This window comes from Nocardia sp. NPDC057272 (genome assembly GCF_042668615.1).
In the GTDB taxonomy this organism is placed as follows: Bacteria; Actinomycetota; Actinomycetes; order Mycobacteriales; family Mycobacteriaceae; genus Nocardia.
Genome location: NZ_JBHUYK010000006.1, coordinates 275,203 through 295,978, shown reverse-complemented (window position 1 = coordinate 295,978; position 20,776 = coordinate 275,203). Strand labels below are relative to the sequence as shown.

The following is a 20,776-nucleotide window of genomic DNA, read 5'->3' as shown; positions in this document are numbered from 1 at the left end:
GGGTGGCGCACTGAATGGTGCGCTGGGTGTTGGTGGTGACTTGGCTGCTGGTCTCGGTGGTGCGGTCGACGTGGGTGGCGATCTTGCCGCCGGTCTTGGTGGCGCACTGAATGGTGCGCTGGGTGTTGGTGGTGACTTGGCTGCTGGTCTCGGTGGTGCGGTCGACGTGGGTGGCGATCTTGCCGCCGGTCTCGGTGGCGCACTGAATGGTGCGGCCGGTGTCGGCGCGGATCTCGGTGCGGGTCTCGACACCACGCTGACCGGTGGAATCGGCACCGGTTTCGACGGTGCCCTGTCGGGTGCGGTCGGCGCGGGAACGGACCTGGCCGCTGGTCTCGGCGGCAGCCTGGCCGGGACGGTCGGCGCGGGCGCTGGTCTCGGTGAGGCGCTCACGGGCGCGGTCGGCGCGGGGGCCGAACTCGAGACCGGGCTGGATGCTGCGCTGGGCGGCGCGGCCGGTGCGGGTGTGGGTTTGGGCGGTGTGCTCACGGGTGCGGCAGGCGCGGGCGCGGATCTTGCCGCTGGTCTCGACGGGGCGTTGGCCGTGGGTGGCGATATCGCCGCCGACTTGGATGGCGCGGTCGATGTCGCCGCTGGTCTCGGCGGTGGCCTCGATGCCGGTCTGAGCGGTGCGACCACGACCGCGGGAGGTCTCGGTGCCGGCGTCGGTGCGGTCGCCAACGCGGGCGCGCAGGCTGCCGGTGGGCTCGGCGCTGCAGCCAACGTGGGGGCGCAGGCCGCCGGCGGGCTGGGCGCGGTCGCCACCACGTCGGCGATCACTGGTCTCGACGGTGTGGTCGGCGCGGGCGCGGACCTGGGCACCGGTCTCGAAACCGGGTTGGGTGGCGCAGTGTCGGCGGGTACGGATCTGACCGGTGGCTTCACGGGTGGGGCGGGGACCGGGTTCGGTGTCGACGAACTACTCACCGGCGGCGGAACCGGACAGATCACGACCGGAGTGGAATCAGCGCTGTCCACCACCTCGGGTATCGGGCTGAGCACCGGTCTGCACGGCGGCCTCGAGACCGCGACGACTGTCGGCACCGATGTGACCGGTTCTCTCGCCTCGGGTGCGCAGGCAGGAGTGAACGGCGCCGTCGGGTCCGGTGTCGATCTGGCCGGTGGCGCCCAAGCGGGCCTGACCGGTGTCGCCGGCGCGGGCGCTGGGCTCGCGGGTTCCGCAGTCGGCGGCGCCCAGACCGGGTTGACCGGTGCCGTGGAGACCGGCCTGACAGGATCCGCGACCGGCGGCGCCGAAACGGGAACCGGCCTCGAGACCGGCCTCGGCGGCCTCGGCGATGCGGGACTGTCGGGCGGAATCACCGGCGGCACCCAGGTGACCGGCGGCTTCACCTCCGCCGTCGATGGCGCGGCGCAGGGCGGCACCGCCGCGGTCGGCGGCCTCTCCGGTGAGACCACGTCGACCTCGACCACCCAGATCGACACTTCCGGCACCGTCGGTGCGACGACGCAGGGCGCGGTCACCACCGCGGCCGACACCTGGTCCGGCGTCGACGTATCGAGTGCGTTCGGTTCGGGCCTGCACGGTTCCGGCCTCGGTGGTGGCGAGGCGTCGCTGTTCGGTGAATCGAGCACCGTCGCCGACACCGGTGCCGACGTGCACACCGACGGACTGTTCCACTGAGCGAAACGGGCGAAGGGATGACTGTTCTCGCACCGAACGTGGTGCCGCTGGCGACGGTGTTGGCCGACACCGTCGCGGCGGCCCACGCCGCGGGCCGTGACGACCTGGTCGGACGTCTGGAGAAGGTGGCCGTGCGGGTGCGCGACCCGCGGCACCGGATCGTCGTCATCGGTCAGCTCGGTCAGGGCAAGAGCAGGTTCGTGAACGCACTGCTCGGGTTGGATGTGTGCCGGGTCGGCGACGACGCGACCACCGTGTTGCCCCTGCAGCTGTCCTACGGCGCGCAGCAGCGGGCGTATCTGGTGCTCACCGCGCCGGGTACCGACGAATCGCGGGTCGAGATCCCGTTCGACGAGATCGGCGCCGTCGATATTCGCACGCCACTGGCACAGGGCAGACAGATCGTGCGGATCGAAGCCGAGCTGCCCAGTCAGTTGCTGGCCGACGGCATCGTGCTGATCGATACCCCCGGTGTCGGCGGCCACGGAAGTGCTTGCGCCGCGGGCGTGCTCAGCCTGGCGGCGGCCGCCGACGCCGTACTTGTGCTCTCCGATGCCTCCACCGAGCTCACCGAACCCGAACTCACGTTCGTCCGGCAGATCCGCGAAATGTGTCCCGCGGTCGCCGTTCTGCTCACCAAGACCGACCTCTACCCACACTGGCGGCAGGTGCTGGAGGCCGACCGGGCTCATCTGACGCGCGCGGAAGCCGATGTCGCCCTGATCCCGGTATCGGCGCTGCTGCGTGCGCACGCCCTGCGCTTGCAGGACGCGCAGCTGGGCCTGGAGTCCGGTTTCGGCGTGCTGTTCGGTTTCCTGCGCGATCGGGTCGTCGCCCGTGATCAGGCGGTCACGCGACAGGCGGTGGCTCGTGAATTACATTCGGCGGCAGAGCATCTGGCGCTGGCGCTGGGTAGCGAGCTGGTCGCGCTGCGCGATCCGGCCGGTGGCGCGGCGGCGGTCAACGAATTGCAGTCGGCGCGTGCTGCCGCCGAGGAGTTGCAGCGGCGCACCGCGAGCTGGCAGCAGACCCTCACCGACGGCATCACCGACCTCGTCGGCGACGTGGATCACGACCTGCGTGACCGGCTGCGCGGTATCGCCCGCACGGGCCAGGAGTGGATCGACGAGAACGACCCGGGCAGGCATTGGGGCGCGATCACGGAATGGCTGACCGGCTCCGTCGACACCGCCCTCGGCGACAATCTCCTGCTGACCCACCGCCGAGCCGAGCTGCTCGCCGAACGGATCGCGGGCCATTTCGCCGAGGTCGGCGCGGTCGATCTGCCGGAGGTGCACTCCGGGATGGACGATGAGAGCGGCCTGGCCAGTTCGGGTTCCCTGGCCGATCTCGAGCCGGATATCGGCTTCACGAGCAAGGTTCTGGTCGGTATGCGCGGCTCCTACGGCGGCGTGCTGATGATCGGGCTCGCCACGACCTTCGCCGGCCTGGCCATGCTGAACCCGATCTCGCTCGGCGCGGGCCTGATCGTGGGCGGCAAGGCCTATCGCGACGACAAGTCCGCCCGCCTGGCGCGACGCCGCGTCGAGGCCAACGGTGAGGTGCGCCGATTCCTCGACGACGTGGCGTTCCAGGCGGCCAAGGACACCAAGGACCGGCTGCACCGCATCCACCGTGCGCTGCGCGACCACTTCGCCGGGGTGGCCGAGCGCAGCCTGCGGTCGATCGACGCTTCCCTGCGGGCCGCACAGGAGGCGGCGGCGATGGCTGCCACACACCGCGCCGAGCGCACCGTCGTGCTGGAACGCCAGCTGCACGCGGTGGCCGAGCTGCGCCGCTACGCGGAATCGATGCAGATCGAACTGAGACGGGCCGACGGTACGGTATCTGGGTGACCCACCGTTTCGACACCGCCGCGCCCGGCGACCGGACCACACCGAGGATCCTGGCCGAAGCGCACGAGCTGATCGGCGCGGCGGCGCGGGCGTTCGGGCGCGACGAGTACGCGCGCACGCTGCTGGCCGAATGCGAATACCGCTTGCGTGAGCCGCTGCGGGTGGCGCTGGCCGGTTCGATCAAGGCGGGCAAGTCGACGTTGCTGAACGCGCTGGTCGGCCAGGCCGTCGCCCCGACCGACGCCACCGAGTGCACCCGCGTCGTCACCTGGTACCGCGACGCCGCAACCCCCACGGTCACCGCGCACGCGGTGGACGGATCGCGCGCGAATGTGATCGTGCGACGCGGCAGTGGCGCGCACGGATTGACCTTCGACCTGAACGGTCTGAGCTGGGATGCGCGCGGTCCCCGTGCGGTGGACCATCTCGAGGTCGGGTGGCCGTCGGCCGCGTTGTCGCAGACCACGATCATCGACACCCCTGGCACGTCGTCGCTGTCGCGTGAGGTATCGCTGCGCACCGCACGGCTGCTCACTCCCGCCGATGTCGAGGACGATTCGCGAGCCGCGCCGCTGTCGGTGTCCGGCGCCGACGCCGTCGTCTACCTGTTGCGCCGTCTCGATGCCGCCGACGTGCGTTTTCTCGAGCAGATCGGTGCTGGTGCCGGTGGTGCGGGGCCGCTCGGTGTGATCGGGGTGGTGTCGCGCGCCGACGAGATCGGCTCCGGTCGCATCGACGCGCTGCATTCGGCCCGCGATGTCGCCGCCCGGTTTGCGGACGAGCTGGAGCGAACCGGCCTGTGCCAGTCGGTGATTCCGGTGGCGGGGCTGCTCGCTTTCGCCGCGGCGACCCTGCGACAGCCGGAGTTCGCGGCGTTCGAGGCGCTGTCCACAGTGCCCGCGGAGGACCTCGGGATCGCGTTGCTCTCGGCGGACCGATTCGCTCGCGCCGACATCGCGCTGCCGGTCGCCCCGGAACTGCGCGCGCAGCTCGTTGATCGTTTCGGCCTGTTCGGTATTCGCATGGCCACCATGCTGATTCGGCTCGGTGCCCGCGATTCTTCCGCGTTGGCAGCGGAATTGGCGGCTCGCAGCGGCATCGAAGAACTGCGTTCGGTGCTGGAGGTCCAATTCGGTCAGCGCGCTGAGGAATTGAAGGCACATTCGGCGCTGAGCACGCTGGACCGGATCCTGGCCGTCTACTCCGGTACCGAAGCCGATCGCCTGCGGCCCCGCGTGCGTGCTCGGCTCGCCGATGTGCACGGTTTCACCGAACTCCGACTGCTCGGGCGCCTGCGTACCGACGAATTGCCGTTGCCGCCACCGGTACTCGCCGACCTGTACCGCATGCTCGGCGGCGCGGGCGTGGCGGCGCATCTACGCCTCGGACTGCCCGCGGAGTCCGACCCGGATTCCCTGCGTGCCACGGCTTTCGCCGCCGTCCGTACCTGGCGGGCCCGCGCGGCCCATCCTCTCGCCGACCGATCGACCGCCACCGCCTGCCGAGCCGCGGCCCGCAGCGCTGAGGGAATACTGGCCGAACTCCCTCCGGCGCGGACCACCTAGCCGGTCAGATGAAGTAAGCGGTCCCCGAGGAACTTCCGGTCCCGTACCCCAGGCTCTTCGCGAACTCCCGAACCGCGATCAACGCGTGCCCCACCGGCCCCGGATCGCTGCACGATCCCCCGACCGACGAGAACGTGCATCCGTCATCGGCAACGGCAACGCCGCTGTCGGCCACGGCGCTCCCGGCGGACGCGACCATCCCGCCTCCGGCCAGGGCGGCGATCACGGCCACTCCGCCGAACGCCCGCTTCCACTGAACCTTGCCCATCGATGCACGCATACTTCCGAAACTAGTGTCCGACAGGATTGTTCGCACCCCTATCGTTGCCCCGAATGATCAGGGCAACGAGCGGGCGGGAGGCCGATCACTCACCCAGGGTCGGCACAACCTCCTCCGCGAGGTACTGCTCGATCCCGCGCCCGGCCCGCTCCGCCTGGATCACGGTGGCGCCGTGCTCTTGGGCCGCGGCCGTCAACTCCTTCCGGGACTCGGCTTCGACTCCACCTCCGATCACCAGCAGGCGAACTCGCTCACGCTCGAGGATCGCGAGCGCCTCCTCGTCGGTGGTCGACCCGAGGACGCGGTATCCGAGCCCGCCCACATAGCCGAGCGCGGCATCGACAACTTCGCGCCCGCGTCCGACGGTCAGCAGATCAACGGTGTACATGTGCTTCCACCCTTCGTGTTTCATACTGTGACGATTTCCGGCTCATCATCGAGTACGCGCTGTTCCAGCTTGGCCTCCTTCGGCAGTGCGAAGAATCCGAGACACACCACCAGTAGCATCCCGGCGCCGTAGAACAGCGTGTGCCGGAACGTCTCAGCGAAGTTCACCGCGTTGGCCTCGGTCCCTGCCTCGGCGAGTACGCGCGAAACCACCGAGTCGCCACCAGAATTCGACTGACAACTAGCGGGTGTCACGGCCGGATCATCCTCCGCCGACCGATCGTGCACGCATGCCGCGAACCCGGCCAGGATCTGATCCTGGACCTGTACCGGCATTCCCTCGAGCGCCAGCTCGGCCCGGATCTCGGGCGTCACGGCGGCCACTCCGAGATCGGAATCCCGGTCGAGCGCGGTGAAGAACAGCACGCCGACCAACGCGACGCCCAGCGCGGTCCCCAACTGCTGCCCCGTGTTCAGCAGCCCGGAAGCCGACCCCGCCTCCCGTACCGGCACCTGCCCGAGCAGCAGGTCCAGCGTCGGCGCCACCACCATCCCGAACCCCGCACCGGTGATCACCAGCGGCAGCGCCATCTGCCAGGAAGTGAACTCGCTCCCGTATCGCACACCCATCGCGCCGTAGAGCGCGAACCCCGTCGCATTCACCAGCGCCCCGACCATCAACACCCGCCGCCCGTACCTGGCGGCCAGCACGCCGACCGAAAGACCCGCTCCCACACCGGCACCCACCGCGAACAGCGCCGAGGTGAGCCCGGCCCGCAACGGCGACCACCCGAGTCCGCCCTGCATGAACAACGTCCACACCAGGAAGAACCCACCCATGGCGATCCAGAAGAGCAACCAGGTCCCCAGCCCGATCGCGAACGGCCGCGATTGGAACAGCCCGAGATCGACCAGCGGCGAACGTCCCTTCCGTGCTAGGCCACGCTCGTAGAACAGGAACCCGGCGAACACCGCGAGAGCCACACCCATCATCACGAAAGTCCATGCGGGCCAGTCGAGTCGACGTCCCTCGGTCAACGGGTAGACCAGCAGCAGTACAGCGGATACCGCCAGTGCCATCCCGACCGGGTCCAGCCGGGGCGGTCTGGCCGACTTCGAATCGCTCATCACGAACCACGCCGCGATGAACCCCGCGATGCCGACCGGAATGTTCACCAGGAAGATCGGCCGCCAGGCCAACCCGAACAGGTCGGCCTGCACCAGCACGCCGCCGAGCGCGAGACCGACCGCTGAGGCCGACCCGCCGACACCGCTGTAGACGGCAATCGCTTTGGCCCGCTCCTCTTTCGGGAAGGTCGTCTGAATGATGGCCAGGATCTGGGGCACCATCAGCGCTCCCATCGCACCCTGTGCGAAACGGGAGCCGATGAGCACGGTGGGATCGGTGGCCAGCCCGCACGCCGCCGAGGCGATCGTGAAACCGGCCATGCCGGTGAGGAACACGCGTTTGCGACCGTAGATGTCGCCGAGCCGTCCGCCGGTGATCAGCACCGCGGCGAAGGCGAGAACGTAAGCGGCGATGATCCATTCGAGCTGCGAGTACTCGGCGTGCAGGTCGTTCCGGATGCTCGGCACGGCCACATTGACGATGGTCACGTCGAGTAGATCCATGAAGCCGGCGGCCAGCACCACCGCGAACGCGATCCAGCGCCGCGGATCCGGGGCGGGGGGAGTGGGGGAGGTAGTCACGAGAGTCTCTCTTCGAGTAGGGGACCTCTCAAACTATGCACCTCGAGTGATTATCAATCAATAGGGCAATCATAAATGGTGCGTTAATCGGCGTATCGTAGGGGTGTGACCGACCCGACGCAGCTGTCGACCCACGCCGGATTCCTCCTCGGCCAACTGGGCTTCCATACGGCCTATCGCTTCAGCGATCTACTGGCGCCGCTGGGCATCAAGCCCCGCCACTTCGGCATGCTGAAACTCCTGAGCGCCCACGACGGCCGCACCCAGCAGGAGCTCGGCGAGGCGTTGGAGATCCACCGCAATGTCATGGTCGGCCTGGTGGACGACCTGGAGAAACGCAACCTCGTGGAACGCCGCCGTCACCCCAGCGATCGGCGCGCGCACGCCCTCCACCTCCTGCCCGCCGCCCATGCTCTCCTGGCCGAAGCCGAGCAGCGGGTGGCCGAGCTGGACGCCGAACTCCTGTCTCCCCTGCCTCCCGAGGAGCGCGCGCTCTTCCTCGATCTCCTGCGCCGCACCGCCGAGGGCAACGGCCTTCGCCCCGGCATCCATCCCGGCCTCACCCGATAGCCCGTCGATGGTCTCCGGACCGTCACGATCGCGCATCAGGGGCTGCAGTTGAGCGCACCCGTGGCAAGAATGGCTCGGGGGTCGGGAAATTTTTTCGGGTGGCGGGAATGAATCGCCGCAGCTACTGGTTGTGCTGATCAACAACATGAGCGGACCTGACTCAACTTCGGGTTGACTCACGGTGGATCTCGAAGGCAGGATTGAGCCCACTGCGCTCAGCGTTGCAATAACCGAACGTCAAACAGGAGGAAACCACTATGGCTCGTGCGGTCGGAATCGACCTCGGGACCACGAACTCCGTCGTCGCCGTGCTCGAAGGCGGCGAGCCGGTCGTCGTCGCGAACTCGGAAGGCTCGCGCACCACCCCCTCGATCGTCGCCTTCGCGAAGAACGGCGAGGTTCTCGTCGGTCAGCCCGCGAAGAACCAGGCGGTCACCAACGTCGACCGCACCATCCGCTCGGTCAAACGCCACATCGGCACCGACTGGAACGTCGAGATCGACGACAAGAAGTACACGCCGCAGGAGATCTCCGCGCGCACGCTGATGAAGCTGAAGCGCGACGCCGAGGCATACCTGGGCGAGGAGATCACCGACGCCGTGATCACCGTCCCGGCCTACTTCGAAGACGCCCAGCGTCAGGCCACCAAGGAAGCCGGCCAGATCGCCGGTCTCAACGTGCTGCGCATCGTCAACGAGCCCACCGCGGCCGCGCTCGCGTACGGCCTGGACAAGGGCGACAAAGAGCAGACCATCCTGGTCTTCGACCTCGGTGGCGGCACCTTCGACGTCTCGCTGCTGGAAATCGGCGAGGGCGTCGTCGAGGTCCGCGCGACCTCCGGTGACAACCACCTCGGTGGCGACGACTGGGACGAGCGCGTCGTGACCTGGCTGGTCGACAAGTTCAAGGCGTCCTCGGGCATCGACCTGACCAAGGACAAGATGGCCATGCAGCGTCTGCGCGAGGCTGCCGAGAAGGCCAAGATCGAACTGTCCTCGGGCCAGAGCACCTCGATCAACCTGCCCTACATCACCGTCGACGCGGACAAGAACCCGCTGTTCCTCGACGAGCAGCTCACCCGCTCGGAGTTCCAGAAGATCACCTCTGATCTGCTGGATCGCACCCGCGCGCCGTTCCAGTCCGTGATCAAGGACTCGGGCCTGAACGTGGCCGACATCGACCACGTCGTGCTCGTCGGTGGCTCCACCCGGATGCCCGCCGTCTCCGAGCTGGTCAAGGAACTGACCGGCGGCCGTGAGCCCAACAAGGGCGTGAACCCGGACGAGGTCGTCGCCGTCGGCGCCGCGCTGCAGGCCGGCGTCCTCAAGGGCGAGGTCAAGGACGTTCTGCTCCTCGACGTCACCCCGCTGAGCCTTGGCATCGAGACCAAGGGTGGCGTGATGACCAAGCTCATCGAGCGCAACACCACCATCCCCACCAAGCGCTCGGAAACCTTCACCACCGCTGACGACAACCAGCCTTCGGTGCAGATCCAGGTGTTCCAGGGTGAGCGCGAGATCGCCTCGCACAACAAGCTGCTGGGCTCCTTCGAGCTCACCGGCCTGCCCCCGGCCCCGCGCGGCGTGCCGCAGATCGAGGTCACCTTCGACATCGACGCCAACGGCATCGTGCACGTCACCGCGAAGGACAAGGGCACCGGCAAGGAAAACAAGATCAAGATCCAGGACGGCTCCGGTCTGTCCAAGGAAGAGATCGACCGCATGGTCGCCGACGCCGAGGCGCACGCCGCCGACGACAAGGCGCGCCGTGAAGAGGCCGAGACCCGCAACCAGGCCGAGTCGCTGGTGCACCAGACCGAGAAGTTCATCAACGAGCAGAAGCTGAGCGAAGGTGGCGCACAGGTCTCCGCCGATCAGCTGGCGAAGGTGGAGAACGCGGTCGCCGAGGCCAAGCAGGCGCTCGAGGGCACCGATATCTCCGCGGTGCAGTCGGCCGTGGAGAAGCTGGCCACCGAGTCGCAGGCCTTGGGCCAGGCGATCTACGAGGCCAGTGCCGCCGCCGACGCGCAGTCCGGCAACGGCGCGGGCCCCAGCCAGGCCGATGACGATCAGGTCGTCGACGCGGAGGTCGTGGACGAGCCGGTCGACACGGACAAGAAGTGACCGAGGCGAACTCCTCGGAGCAGGAGTTGGTCGAGGAAATCCTGGACGACACTGCGGACGAGAACGCGGAGGCCGCCACGGCGGACTCCGCCCTCGACGCCGAAGTTGTCGAGCCGGAGCACGACGAGCTGGCCGAGCGCACGGCCGACCTGCAGCGGTTGACCGCGGAATACGCGAACTACCGCCGCCGCGTCGAGCGTGACCGTCAGGCCAACATCGACGCCGCCAAGGCGTCGGTGGTCACCGAATTGCTCGCGGTGCTGGACGATCTGGATCGGGCGAGGGCGCACGGCGACCTCGATTCCGGCCCGCTGAAGTCCGTCGCCGACAAGCTCGAGACCGCGCTCACCAAGCAGGGTCTGGTCGAATTCGGTGCCACCGGTGACCCGTTCGACCCCACGCTGCACGAGGCCGTGCAGCACGAGGGTTCGGGCGCCGACCCGGTGATCGGCATCGTCATGCGCAAGGGCTATCGGTTCGGCGACCGGGTGCTTCGGCACGCGCTGGTCGGGGTAACCGATGCCGAGGCCGCGGGGGCATCGGATCCGGATGCCGGCGACAGTCAATAAGAACGCGAAAGGAGGAGATGCCCGGTGAGCCAACGGGAGTGGATCGAAAAGGACTTCTACAAGGAGCTGGGTGTCTCCTCCGGCGCCTCGCAGGACGAGATCAAGAAGGCATACCGCAAGCTCGCCCGCGACCTGCACCCGGACTCCAACCCGGGTGACACCAAGGCCGAGGAGCGGTTCAAGTCCGTGAGCGAAGCCAATGCTGTGTTGTCGGATCCTGCCAAGCGCAAGGAGTACGACGAGACGCGCCGCATGTTCGCGGGCGGCGGCGGTGGCGGACGAGCCTACGGTGGCGGCGGGTTCAATCCCGGTGCCGGCGGCGGCTTCTCGCAGGACTTCAACATCGGTGACATCTTCGGTCAGGCCGGTGGTACCGGCGCCGCGGGCGACGGCGGGCTCGGCGATCTGCTGGGCGGGCTGTTCAACCGGGGTGGCGGCGGGGGCCGGGCGGCGGCTCGTCCGCGCCGCGGCTCCGACGTGGAGACCGAGACGACCCTGGGTTTCCGTGAGGCCGCCCAGGGCGTCACCGTTCCGCTGCGGATGACGAGTCCCTCGCCGTGCACCACCTGCCACGGCAGCGGTGCCAAGCCGGGCACCAGCCCGCGCGTGTGCCCGCACTGCAACGGTGCGGGCGTGGTCAGCCGCAATCAGGGCGCGTTCGGTTTCAGCGAGCCCTGCGACGACTGCCGCGGCACCGGGTCGATCATCGACGACCCGTGCACCGACTGCTCGGGCACCGGTATCCAGAACCGCACCCGCACCATCACTGTCCGGATCCCACCGGGCGTCAGTGACGGTCAGAAGATCCGGCTGGCCGGTCAGGGCGAGGCGGGTCTGCGCGGTGCGCCTTCGGGCGACCTGTATGTCACCGTGCACGTCAGCCAGGACAAGGTCTTCGGCCGTCAAGGCGATGACCTCACCCTGGTGCTCCCGGTGAGCTACAGCGAATTGGTTCTGGGGACAACGGTTTCCGTGCCGACGCTGGACGGTCGGGTCGGTGTGAAGGTGCCCGCGGGTACCGCCGACGGGCGTATCCTGCGAGTCCGTGGTCGTGGCGTGCCCAAGCGCGGCGCGGCGGGCGGCGCCGGTGACCTGCTGGTCACGGTGAAGGTCGCGGTGCCGCAATCGCTCGACTCCGACGCCACCGATGCGCTCAAGCGCTATCAGGAGGCGGAGAAGGCCAGTGGCTTCGAACCGCGTGCAGGATGGGCGGGTGCTTGATGATGTCCGATGATCCGAAGTCTGTTTCGGGTGCGACCGCGCGTGCCGAGTTCTTCATGATCTCGGTGGCGGCTCAGCTGGCGGGGATGCACGCGCAGACGCTGCGTACCTACGACCGGCTGGGTTTGGTCACCCCGCAACGGACCTCGGGTGGCGGACGCCGTTATTCGGCCCGCGACGTCGAGGTGCTGCGCGAGGTGCAGCGCCTGTCGCAGGACGAGGGCGTCAATCTCGCCGGCATCAAGCGCATCATCGAGCTCACCAATCAGGTGGAGGCGTTGCAGCAGCGCGTCGAGGAGATGAGCGCGGAGATGGAGCGGTTGCGGGCGGGCTACCGGCCCGATCTGTCGCCGCCCGCACGCAGTACCGCGCTCGTGGTGTGGCAGCCACGGCATCGGCGCTGAGTCGTCTTCGATTCGACGAGCCTCCGGTTCGCCCATCCGCTGTGGTGGATGCGAGCCGGGGGCTCGTTCGTCTCCGGTCAACCCCCGGCGACCGGCTGGTGACTCTCCAGCAACTCACTTATTCGCGATCTTGCTGATCGGAAGTAGCGTCGCGGCGCGCTGAGGTGGGGATTTATCACCGTGGACGTCCAAAAGTTTGCTGCCCGGATGCTGAATTCGGATCAATCGGAAGCCAATTCGCTGCCCGCGACCAGCCACTCCGGTGCGCCGACCCCGCGTGTCATGGCTCGGCGCGTCGGATCGCCACCTGCGGGCGACGTTGCGGAAGGGTCGCTCTACCAGGGCCATTGGTCACCAATTGCCTGATATGCCCGGTGGTTTCGAGAATCGTGAGCGGCTGTTCACCCGCAATTAACGGGCTTCAGGTATGTTTTCATGAGAAACTACTGGGAACCGCCTGGTATTTCGCGAATTACATGCGTGATGTTTAAGAGTACGATTCCTAAGCTGGCAAACCTCGCCTAGACTTCTCGCATCGGCTGCTGACGAGTGTCCTCCCAGCCCGTCACTCGCCGGCGCGGCTAGCGTTCGATGGCGAAACGAGGTTGTGACACATATGGATTCGCGGACTGTCGCTTTGATCCGTACTACGTTCAAGGCGGTTGCTGCGGAAGAAGGTGGGCCCGAGAAGCTGTCGAGGTCGTTCTACTCGATCCTCTTCACGGACTACCCCGGTGTCCGCGACTACTTCCCGGCTGCCATGGATTCCCAGCGCGACCGACTCGTCACGGCGATCTCCTACGCCCTCGACCGGCTGGAGGAGCCCGACAAGCTGCTGCCGTTCCTGGCCCAGCTCGGGCGCGACCATCGCAAATACGGCGTGCAACCGGCGCACTATGTGGCCGTGGCCAACTCGCTGAAATCCGCCATGCGGTTGTTCGCCGGTGCGGAGATGTGGACCGACGAGGTCGCCAGCGCGTGGGACGAAGGGCTGGCCACCATCAGCGGCGCGATGATCAGCGCCGCCGACAAGGAGACCACCCCGGCTACCTGGACGGGCACCGTCGTCGAACATCGGGAGGTGCTGCGCAATCTCTCGATCGTCCGGGTCCAGCTCGACGTGCCGATGCAGTACGCCGCCGGTCAGTACCTCAGCGTGCAGATCCCCTCGCGGCCGCGGATGTGGCGCTATCTCTCGCCCGCGAACCCGGCCAATCCCAACGGCGAGATCGAGTTCCACGTTCGCGGTGTGCTCGGCGGCTGGGTCAGCCCCGCCATGGTCGCGCACACCGCCGTCGGTGATCAGTGGGCGCTCGGCTCGCCTCTCGGCGGCCTCGGCGTGCCGCGCAACACCAAACGCAAGATGCTGATGGTCGGTTGCGGCACCGGCATCGCCCCCCTGCGCGCGCAGATCATGGCGATGGCCCAGCGCCGGGTCAACCCGAAGGTCCACCTGTTCGTCGGCGGCCACCACCCCTGCGATCTCTACGACCTCCAGGTCCTGAGCCAACTCGCCATCGCCAACAAATGGCTCACCGTCACCCCCGTCACCGAGAGTGACGAAAACCCCTGGTGGTACTACGACTCCGGCGAACCCCAGCCGGATCTACCCGGCCTGGAACCCCGCATGACCGGTCAAATCGGCAAGGTCGTCGCCAGCTACGGACCGTGGGCAGACCGCGACGTCCAGATCGTCGGTTCCCCCTCGATGGTCCAGACCACCAAGTTCCGCCTCATGGCGGCCGGAACCCAAGCGCAGTCGATCCGCCACGACCCCTTGTTCTGACCCGCGGGGCCCGTCGCGAAACCGGTCCTCAGGCGCCTTCGGAGATGATGTTGGCCGGGGGAGTTCCCGCTTCGATCAGGCGGTCGACGGTGGTGCGGACCATCGCGGGCGAACCGCAGACCAGGACCTGGTGCTTGGTGAAGGGGCCGTGCGCGGCGGCGACATCGGCGAGGGTGCCGTGGAGCATTTCCTCGGGGCTGAAGCCCACATCGGATCGGGTCTGTTCGTGCCATTCATCGCGCACCGCGGGGTCATCCGGGCTCTCGACAACCGGAATGACGGAAAGCCATGGCAATTCGCCCGACAGCAGGAACAACATATCGTTGGCGTAGAGGTCGCGGGGCGAGCGGCCACCGAAGAACAGATAGGTGCGCGGCGGAGTGTCGCGACGGGCCAGGTCGAGGATCTGGGCGCGCATCGGCGCGAGCCCGGTACCGCCGGCGATCATCACCACCTCGACAGCGTCGGGATCGACCGCGAGAACCCCGTGGGGCGCGTTGATTCGCCACTGATCACCGGGTTTGGTGTCGGTGACGATGGAACTCGAACACCACCCACCGGGCACCGTGCGCACATGGAACTCGAGCTTGCCGTCCAGCGAGGGCGGCAGCGCGGGGGAGAACCGCCGCCGCACGCCCGGATGCTGCGGCACCTCCACCTCCACCGAACCGCCCGCTTCGAACGGCACGAAATCGCCGATCAGCCGGATCACGGCGAGGTCGTGGCGCAAGCGGTGGTGACCGACGACGGTCGCCGTCCAGGCGGGGTCAGGAAAAGCGTTGCTCATCAGCCTCTTTCGCGATGTCGCGGGCGGGTTCAGACGGGGTCGGCGGCGATGATCTCGGTCGGTGTACCGGCCCGCTGGAGCGCGTAACGGGTGTTGGCGATCATCGACGGCGATCCCGCGATCTGGATCTGACGGTCCGACCACGCGCCGAAGCTGGTCACCACCGCTCCCAGATTACCGACCAGGCGGCGCGGCATGCCCATCGGCGTCTCACCCGAATCCTGGGGATACCACCAGGGATTGGTGTGTTCCTCGCAGACCGGCACCACGGTCAGCCACGGGTTGGACTGCGAGAGCTGCCACATGTTGTCCACGTCGTAGAGGTCGCCGGGATAGCGCCCGCCGGTGAAGAAATGCACGCGCGGATTGATCCCGCGCTGGCTCATCTCGATCAGCTGCGCGCGCAACGGCGCGATGCCCGTGCCGGAGCCGATCATCAGCACGTCGCGGCCAGACTCCCGGTCTACGTGCAACCCACCGAGCGGTCCGGCGATCTTCCACCGGTCCCCGACCTTGGTGTCGTTGACGATCGCCGGACTCACCCAGCCGCCACTGATCCGCCGCACATGGAATTCGATCTCGCCATACGGGTTCGCGGGGATGGCAGGGGAGAAGTAGCGCCACATATTCGGCCGCTGCGGCACCGCGACCGGCACATACTGTCCGGCCTTGAACGGAATGGGCCCGTCGGCCTGTAATCGCACGATCGCCAGATCGTCGAGCACTCGACGGTGACCCACCACGGTCGCGTCCCAGTACGGCTGCGAGGTGTCCTCGTTGGCGCCGATCGCCATCGACGCCGAGATCAGCAGCGTGATGTCACGCCAGCCCTCATCGAGCTCTCTGGTCCAGCGATTGCCGTGGAAGGTTCGCAGTGCCGCGAGCAGTGCACGTCCGGCCATGTCGTAGTGGTCGGCTTCGACTCCGTATTTGCGATGGTCGCGGGCAAGTTGCTCGAGGAAGCGTTGCGCGCGTTCGAAGTCCTCGAGATGGTCGAGGACGAACTGCACCGCCGTCGTGATCCGCTTGGCCTGCATGTCCATGGCAGGCGGAAACAGCTCACGCAACCTCGGATCCTGTGCGAACAGGTGACCGTAGAAAGCGCTGATCAGCCGCTCGGACCCACCGGGTGTCTCCGACACCCCGCGGAAATCGGCGCGGACCAGCGCAAGCGAACGCGCATCCACGTCGTCAAGCTCCATTTCTCTGCAATTGCCGCAATGTGGCTCACCCGTCGGTGCCGCCCTCCCCAGTATCCCCCGAAACCGTCGTCTCGGTGCAGGGATGCTCGTCACGCCGTTCCCAGCCGCACGGATCGTAAACCCCCCGTCGCCGATCAGCACGATCTCCCCATCATCGATACGCGTCGGTGATCTTGCGGGTTGTGCGCGCAGGTGCGTGAGAATCGAGGGATGGCGAGCGACAACTTCATGGAGATTCACGATCCCGAACTTCTGGCCAGGGGTGAACGGGTTCTGGGGGCCGAGTTCACGGCGATGCACGAGCGAGTTCTGCAGGTCAGCGCGTTGACTTCCCGTCTCAACGGTCTGCCCTTCGACGACGAGGCCGGAAAGGCGGCGCTGCTGGGGGAGATCCTCGGCCGTCCGCTCCCGGCGGGTCTCACGGTCTACTCGCCGTTCTATACCGATCACGGCCTGAATCTGGACCTGGCCGAGCGCGTGTTCATCAATCAGGGCTGCACGTTCCTCGACTACGCCGGAATCCGGTTGGGCCGGGGCGTGATGGTCGGCCCGAAGGCCACCTTCATCACCATGGGCCATCCCGTCGATCCGGAGGAACGGCGCCGATTCCTCACCGGTGCGCCGATCGACGTGGCGGACAACGTGTGGATCGGCGCGGGCGCGATGATTCTGCCCGGCGTCAGCATCGGTCGCGACGCGGTGATCGCCGCGGGTGCGGTCGTCGCTGACGACGTCCCGGCGAACAGCTTGGTGACCGGTTCCAAGGCGGCGGTGCGTCGAAGCTGGTAGCGCGCTACTCGGCCCGTTGTGCTGCGCGCGGAACAGCGGAAGGCTCTGACTCGCCGGCCGGCTTCACGCGTAAGGGTCGGTGACTTCACGGAGCGCGGTGAGCGTTTTCCGTAGCTCGGCAGCGGCTCGTTTTCCCAGGTGGGAGATCCATTCGGCCTGAACCTCATCGGCGGTGCGGTTGGCGAGGTCGGCGGCGGCCCGACCGGTGGGGGTGAGGCGGAGAAGGCGGGCGCGGCCGTCGGTGGGATCGGGGACGCGCTCGAGGTAGCCGGCGCGGACCAGCTGGTCGGCGAGGGCGCTCGCGGTCTGTTTGGTGACCTGGGCCTGGGCGGCGAGGTCGGTGAGACGGGAACCGTTGGTACCGATCCGCGCGACCAGGCGGGCCTTGGCCGGGGTGAGATCGGCGTGACCGCCCGCGGTGAGCGCCGCGAACACCCGGCGCTCCATCTCGCGGTAGGGGACGAACAGGAGTAGGCCCAGGTTCGGTTCGTCCACGCTCTCCTCCTTGTTTCGGTCAGTGTATCTGACTATATTGGTCAGATAAGCTGACTAAATTCGGAGGTCGATGATGGATCGTGAGCAGCAGTGGCAGGTCATCGAACAGCAGCGCCGTGCCGTAGCCGACCTACTCGACGACCTGACCCCGGCCGAATGGGAGTCGCCGTCGCTGTGCGCGGGCTGGCGGGTGCGCGACGTGGCCGCGCATCTGGCGATGGCGCCGCAGCCACCCGGCCCGGCCGCGATGATCCGGATGGGAATCCGCGCGGGCGGCCGCTTCCACCGAATGAATCACGACGCCGCGGTGCGCTGTTCGGATCGCCCCGACCTGGCCGGCGAGATCCGCGCCCACGCGGCATCGCGCCGATTGCCCGCCGTGACCAACTACCGCAATATCTTCTTCGACGTGATCGTCCACGCTCAGGACATCGCCCGCCCACTCGGCCGCACCATCGACGTGACCCCGCGCGCGGCCGCCGTCGCCGCACAGCGGGTGTGGACGATGGGCTGGCCCTTCTGGGCGAAACGTCACCTCCGCGGCCTGCACCTCGCCGCCGACGACATCGAATGGTCAACGGGCGCAGGCACTCCGGTACACGGCCCCATCCTCGACCTCCTGCTGCTGATGACCGGCAGGTCGGCCGCCGTGGCGAACCTGCGTGGCCCCGGCCTGGAAGCGCTGCCACACAGCCTGCGCTGAGACCGCGTCAGCCGGTGACCCTCCGCACCGCCGCCTGCCGTGCCCCTTCGTCGACCTCCCCGATCTCGAACCCCTTGCCCACGATGTGCTGGACCAGCGCGGCCTCCGGCGGCAGCCCGTACTTGCGCAGGTAGTAGGGGACAGCGCCCGGCCAGACGAACGTGCCGTCGGTGTGGAAGTTCAACGGCACGTCGCGCCGGGTGGGGTCGAACTCGTCGGCGTCGTGGCCGCGGGCGCTCAGAATCACCGGCGCGTGCTCGAGGTAGGACAGCACCCGATCCTGGATATCGGAGTCCACCGCCGACCGGTTCACCACCGGTTTGCCCTCGGGACTACGCCCGTCGAACGGCGCCGAAAGTCGAAGTTCGCTCATGCTCCGACAACCTACGCGGCCCCGGCTCTGGTCGGTTGACCGTGCTAATGTGCCTGGTCAAGGCAGTACTCGGCCGGAAGGGGTGGGGATGAAACGCGCAGGTACGGCGATGGTGGTTGCCGGTTTGGCGGTTGTCGGGCTGGTCGGGTGCGACTCGGGGGAGTCGACGTCGAAGGGGGCGACGACCACGGCCAAACCGGTGTTGTGGAATCCGTGCACGGAGATTTCGGATGCTGCGTTGAGTGAGGCTGGGGTTGATCCGGCTACGGAGGAGAAGGGTGTCGCGGGGGTTCCGCAGTCGGGGTGGGAGATCTGTGGATGGGGTGGACCCGATTATTCGATCACCGTTTACACGACGAACAAGGCTGTAAACGAGTTCGAGCAGAAGCCAGGCAATGTCGACTTCCGGGACGTGACTATCGCGGGCCGTGCGGGACGCGAGTTCAAGGTCGCGGGTGCGTCGAAGGATCTCGGTTGTGACGTGGTCTTCCCCGCAAATCGGGGCGTCGTCCAATTGCAGATCTTCAACTCGGCGCTGAAGACGGGGCTGGATGACCCCTGCATGTACCTCGAGCGCGTGGGCGAAGTGCTTGTTCCGATCTTTCCGAACTGAACCGGGGAGGGTTCATGAGTGAGAACACCGCATACAGCGCATTGCTTGCGCAAGCCAAGGCGGGCGAGGTCTATCTGAACGACGAAGCTGCGGCTTTCCACATGTTCAAGGCGTGCGACGACCGACTTGCCGATCTGCAAGAGATCCTGGTTGTCACCCGTCGGGTCCAGAGCGTCACCGGGTTCGGTGACTTCCAGATCGGCAAAGATCTCGAGAAGAAGTTCCTCCTTCAGGCGACTGGCGACCAGAACTCGATCGATGCCGTGGTGAGGAAAGACATCGAGGCTGTGCAACAGCTGCGTGAGGTCTTCTCCATCTCCTTCAAACGCATTGCAGGCAAAGACATCGAAAACGCCAATGCCCTCGACTACGCCACGGGGCAGGTGAGCTGAATTGACCGGCATGCAGAGCATCGGCGGCATCGACCTACTCGGCAACCTCCGCGACTTCGTCATGTCGCCGTTCTCCGGTGACGACGGCGAACTCGACAGTTCAGAAATCGCTGACATCCAGAACCGGTACAACGCTCAGCGAGACGGCAACCGGCGGAAGGCAGGCGACCTCGGGTTCGACGGTGATTACCGCCCCTCAATGGTGGCGAAGAACGATGCTTTCCCTGGGACCGTCGCGGAGCTACGCGATCGGGTCGACAAGATCGATCTCGACGCCGTAAACGGCCTGATCGGCGCCTGGAACGAAATCTCTACGCGCAACAGCACATCCCTCGACGAGTTCCGCAAGCAGATCGCCCGCGGCATGTCCCCCGACGTCTGGGCAGGTTCCGCAGCGAACGCGGCCGCGCAGACCGTTGCGGCATACGACACCACGGGAAAAAAGGTCACCACCGCCGCCGCGCTCACCAGCACCAAACTGGACGAACTCCGCACCGGCCTCGAGCCGACAAAACGTCTCGTCCCCCATGAGCCCGAGCACCGCAGCGGTCTCGACAATGTCGGCGCCCTGCTCACGGGCCGTGGGTGGCGCAATGACGATGTCGCGCAAGAGAACGCGCGCGTCGAAGCCGTTCGTATCCTCCAAACCGTCTACGCCCCTGTGATTTACGAATCCGACAACAAGGTCCCGGTGATCCCCATCCCGAAGACCATCGAAGACGGTGGCGGCCAACCCGAAACAGAGGTCAGCACAACACAATCCACGACGCAGGGTTCGACAACGCAGCCGACCACCCAGTCCACGACGACGCAGCCCACCACTCCGGCGTCGACCACTCCCACGACCGACCCGGACGACACCGATGACTCGACCGACGATTCGACCACTCCCGAATCGACCACTCCCGAGTCGACGGAACCGGGCTCGACGACTCCCGCCTCGACCACCCCGAGCGCGACCGTTCCCGGTTCGGGCTCGCCGTCCGGATCACCGAGTGGCGCGGGCTCGCCCGGCGGTGGGTCGCCGGGTGCGGGCACACCGGGCGCGGGAACGCCGGGTGGTGCGGTGGCCGGCAGTCCGACGTCCACCGGCGCCGGGGGCCGTGGAACCGGCACGGGCACAGCGGGCCGTTCCGGCATGCCGGGCATGATGAGCCCCGGCGCGGGCAAGGGCGGCGGCAAGGACGACGAATCGACCAAGGGAATCCCCGACTACCTCATCACTCAGGAGAACGGTGACGAACTCACCGGTCTGGACACCCTGCCCAAGATGGTCCCGCCGGTCATCGGCGCCGACTAGTCGCCA

General features: G+C 67.4%; 21 protein-coding genes. 14 read left to right on the top strand and 7 right to left on the bottom strand.

What is annotated here, in order from left to right:
- From ACFULV_RS12525 to ACFULV_RS12515, 3 genes are all read left to right on the top strand, one after another.
- A partial coding sequence (locus ACFULV_RS12525) for a hypothetical protein (protein WP_378655934.1) occupies positions 1-1,645 on the top strand: 1,645 nt, incomplete at its 5' end.
- Positions 1,646-1,662: 17 nt separating this feature from the next.
- Complete coding sequence (locus ACFULV_RS12520) at positions 1,663-3,501, top strand: dynamin family protein (RefSeq protein ID WP_378655932.1); 1,839 nt, start codon at positions 1,663-1,665, stop codon at positions 3,499-3,501.
- Positions 3,498-5,066 carry a dynamin family protein gene (locus ACFULV_RS12515; protein ID WP_378655929.1) on the top strand — a complete coding sequence of 523 codons (1,569 nt, stop codon included), beginning with the start codon at positions 3,498-3,500 and terminating at the stop codon, positions 5,064-5,066. Before ACFULV_RS12520 ends, ACFULV_RS12515 begins: the two co-directional genes overlap by 4 nt.
- A 4-nt stretch (positions 5,067-5,070) precedes the next feature.
- Here the strand turns inward: ACFULV_RS12515 and ACFULV_RS12510 are convergent, their stop codons facing one another.
- From ACFULV_RS12510 to ACFULV_RS12500, 3 genes are all read right to left on the bottom strand, one after another.
- Positions 5,071-5,346 carry a hypothetical protein gene (locus ACFULV_RS12510; protein WP_378633511.1) on the bottom strand — a complete coding sequence of 92 codons (276 nt, stop codon included), beginning with the start codon at positions 5,344-5,346 and terminating at the stop codon, positions 5,071-5,073.
- Positions 5,347-5,431: 85 nt separating this feature from the next.
- Complete coding sequence (locus ACFULV_RS12505) at positions 5,432-5,734, bottom strand: hypothetical protein (protein ID WP_378655927.1); 303 nt, start codon at positions 5,732-5,734, stop codon at positions 5,432-5,434.
- Positions 5,735-5,754: 20 nt separating this feature from the next.
- Positions 5,755-7,443, bottom strand: a complete 1,689-nt coding sequence (locus ACFULV_RS12500; RefSeq protein ID WP_378655924.1) for an MFS transporter — start codon at positions 7,441-7,443, stop codon at positions 5,755-5,757.
- Between the two features lie 105 nt (positions 7,444-7,548).
- On the opposite strand from ACFULV_RS12500, the gene ACFULV_RS12495 reads away from it, so the two are divergent.
- The 6 genes from ACFULV_RS12495 to ACFULV_RS12470 all read left to right on the top strand — a co-directional run bounded on the left by ACFULV_RS12495 (position 7,549) and on the right by ACFULV_RS12470 (position 14,116).
- Positions 7,549-8,013: a MarR family winged helix-turn-helix transcriptional regulator gene (locus tag ACFULV_RS12495; RefSeq protein ID WP_378655921.1), complete on the top strand. Its 465-nt coding sequence runs from the start codon at positions 7,549-7,551 to the stop codon at positions 8,011-8,013.
- A 257-nt stretch (positions 8,014-8,270) separates the two neighbouring features.
- On the top strand, positions 8,271-10,136 hold the full coding sequence (gene dnaK / locus ACFULV_RS12490) for a molecular chaperone DnaK (protein ID WP_378655919.1): 1,866 nt from the start codon (positions 8,271-8,273) through the stop codon (positions 10,134-10,136).
- Positions 10,133-10,705 carry a nucleotide exchange factor GrpE gene (grpE, locus tag ACFULV_RS12485; RefSeq protein WP_378633525.1) on the top strand — a complete coding sequence of 191 codons (573 nt, stop codon included), beginning with the start codon at positions 10,133-10,135 and terminating at the stop codon, positions 10,703-10,705. Before dnaK ends, grpE begins: the two co-directional genes overlap by 4 nt.
- A 24-nt stretch (positions 10,706-10,729) precedes the next feature.
- The gene (gene dnaJ, locus ACFULV_RS12480; protein ID WP_378633528.1) at positions 10,730-11,926 is read left to right on the top strand and encodes a molecular chaperone DnaJ; all 1,197 of its coding nucleotides are present in this window, start codon (positions 10,730-10,732) and stop codon (positions 11,924-11,926) included.
- Positions 11,927-11,928: 2 nt separating this feature from the next.
- Positions 11,929-12,330: a heat shock protein transcriptional repressor HspR gene (locus ACFULV_RS12475; RefSeq protein ID WP_378633530.1), complete on the top strand. Its 402-nt coding sequence runs from the start codon at positions 11,929-11,931 to the stop codon at positions 12,328-12,330.
- Between the two features lie 616 nt (positions 12,331-12,946).
- On the top strand, positions 12,947-14,116 hold the full coding sequence (locus ACFULV_RS12470; RefSeq protein ID WP_378633533.1) for an FAD-binding oxidoreductase: 1,170 nt from the start codon (positions 12,947-12,949) through the stop codon (positions 14,114-14,116).
- 28 nt (positions 14,117-14,144) lie between these two features.
- Here the strand turns inward: ACFULV_RS12470 and ACFULV_RS12465 are convergent, their stop codons facing one another.
- Complete coding sequence (locus tag ACFULV_RS12465; RefSeq protein ID WP_378633535.1) at positions 14,145-14,903, bottom strand: FAD-binding oxidoreductase; 759 nt, start codon at positions 14,901-14,903, stop codon at positions 14,145-14,147.
- 29 nt (positions 14,904-14,932) lie between these two features.
- On the bottom strand, positions 14,933-16,090 hold the full coding sequence (locus ACFULV_RS12460) for an FAD-binding oxidoreductase (RefSeq protein WP_378655917.1): 1,158 nt from the start codon (positions 16,088-16,090) through the stop codon (positions 14,933-14,935).
- A gap of 225 nt (positions 16,091-16,315) precedes the next feature.
- On the opposite strand from ACFULV_RS12460, the gene ACFULV_RS12455 reads away from it, so the two are divergent.
- Positions 16,316-16,894: a DapH/DapD/GlmU-related protein gene (locus ACFULV_RS12455; RefSeq protein ID WP_378655914.1), complete on the top strand. Its 579-nt coding sequence runs from the start codon at positions 16,316-16,318 to the stop codon at positions 16,892-16,894.
- A 63-nt stretch (positions 16,895-16,957) separates the two neighbouring features.
- On the opposite strand, the gene ACFULV_RS12450 is transcribed toward ACFULV_RS12455, so the two are convergent.
- The gene (locus ACFULV_RS12450; protein WP_378655976.1) at positions 16,958-17,341 is read right to left on the bottom strand and encodes a MarR family winged helix-turn-helix transcriptional regulator; all 384 of its coding nucleotides are present in this window, start codon (positions 17,339-17,341) and stop codon (positions 16,958-16,960) included.
- A 118-nt stretch (positions 17,342-17,459) separates the two neighbouring features.
- On the opposite strand from ACFULV_RS12450, the gene ACFULV_RS12445 reads away from it, so the two are divergent.
- Entirely contained in the window at positions 17,460-18,092 is a 633-nt protein-coding gene (locus tag ACFULV_RS12445) for a maleylpyruvate isomerase family mycothiol-dependent enzyme (protein WP_378655911.1), read from the top strand.
- 7 nt (positions 18,093-18,099) lie between these two features.
- Here the strand turns inward: ACFULV_RS12445 and ACFULV_RS12440 are convergent, their stop codons facing one another.
- Entirely contained in the window at positions 18,100-18,465 is a 366-nt protein-coding gene (locus ACFULV_RS12440; RefSeq protein WP_378633544.1) for a hypothetical protein, read from the bottom strand.
- Positions 18,466-18,553: 88 nt separating this feature from the next.
- On the opposite strand from ACFULV_RS12440, the gene ACFULV_RS12435 reads away from it, so the two are divergent.
- Genes ACFULV_RS12435 through ACFULV_RS12425 form a run of 3 tightly spaced genes read left to right on the top strand, consistent with a single transcriptional unit; the run spans position 18,554 to position 20,770 of the window.
- Complete coding sequence (locus ACFULV_RS12435; RefSeq protein WP_378655909.1) at positions 18,554-19,078, top strand: DUF3558 domain-containing protein; 525 nt, start codon at positions 18,554-18,556, stop codon at positions 19,076-19,078.
- Between the two features lie 14 nt (positions 19,079-19,092).
- Positions 19,093-19,470 carry a hypothetical protein gene (locus ACFULV_RS12430; protein WP_378655906.1) on the top strand — a complete coding sequence of 126 codons (378 nt, stop codon included), beginning with the start codon at positions 19,093-19,095 and terminating at the stop codon, positions 19,468-19,470.
- Between the two features lies 1 nt (position 19,471).
- Positions 19,472-20,770 carry a hypothetical protein gene (locus ACFULV_RS12425; RefSeq protein ID WP_378655904.1) on the top strand — a complete coding sequence of 433 codons (1,299 nt, stop codon included), beginning with the start codon at positions 19,472-19,474 and terminating at the stop codon, positions 20,768-20,770.
- Positions 20,771-20,776 lie beyond the last annotated feature (6 nt).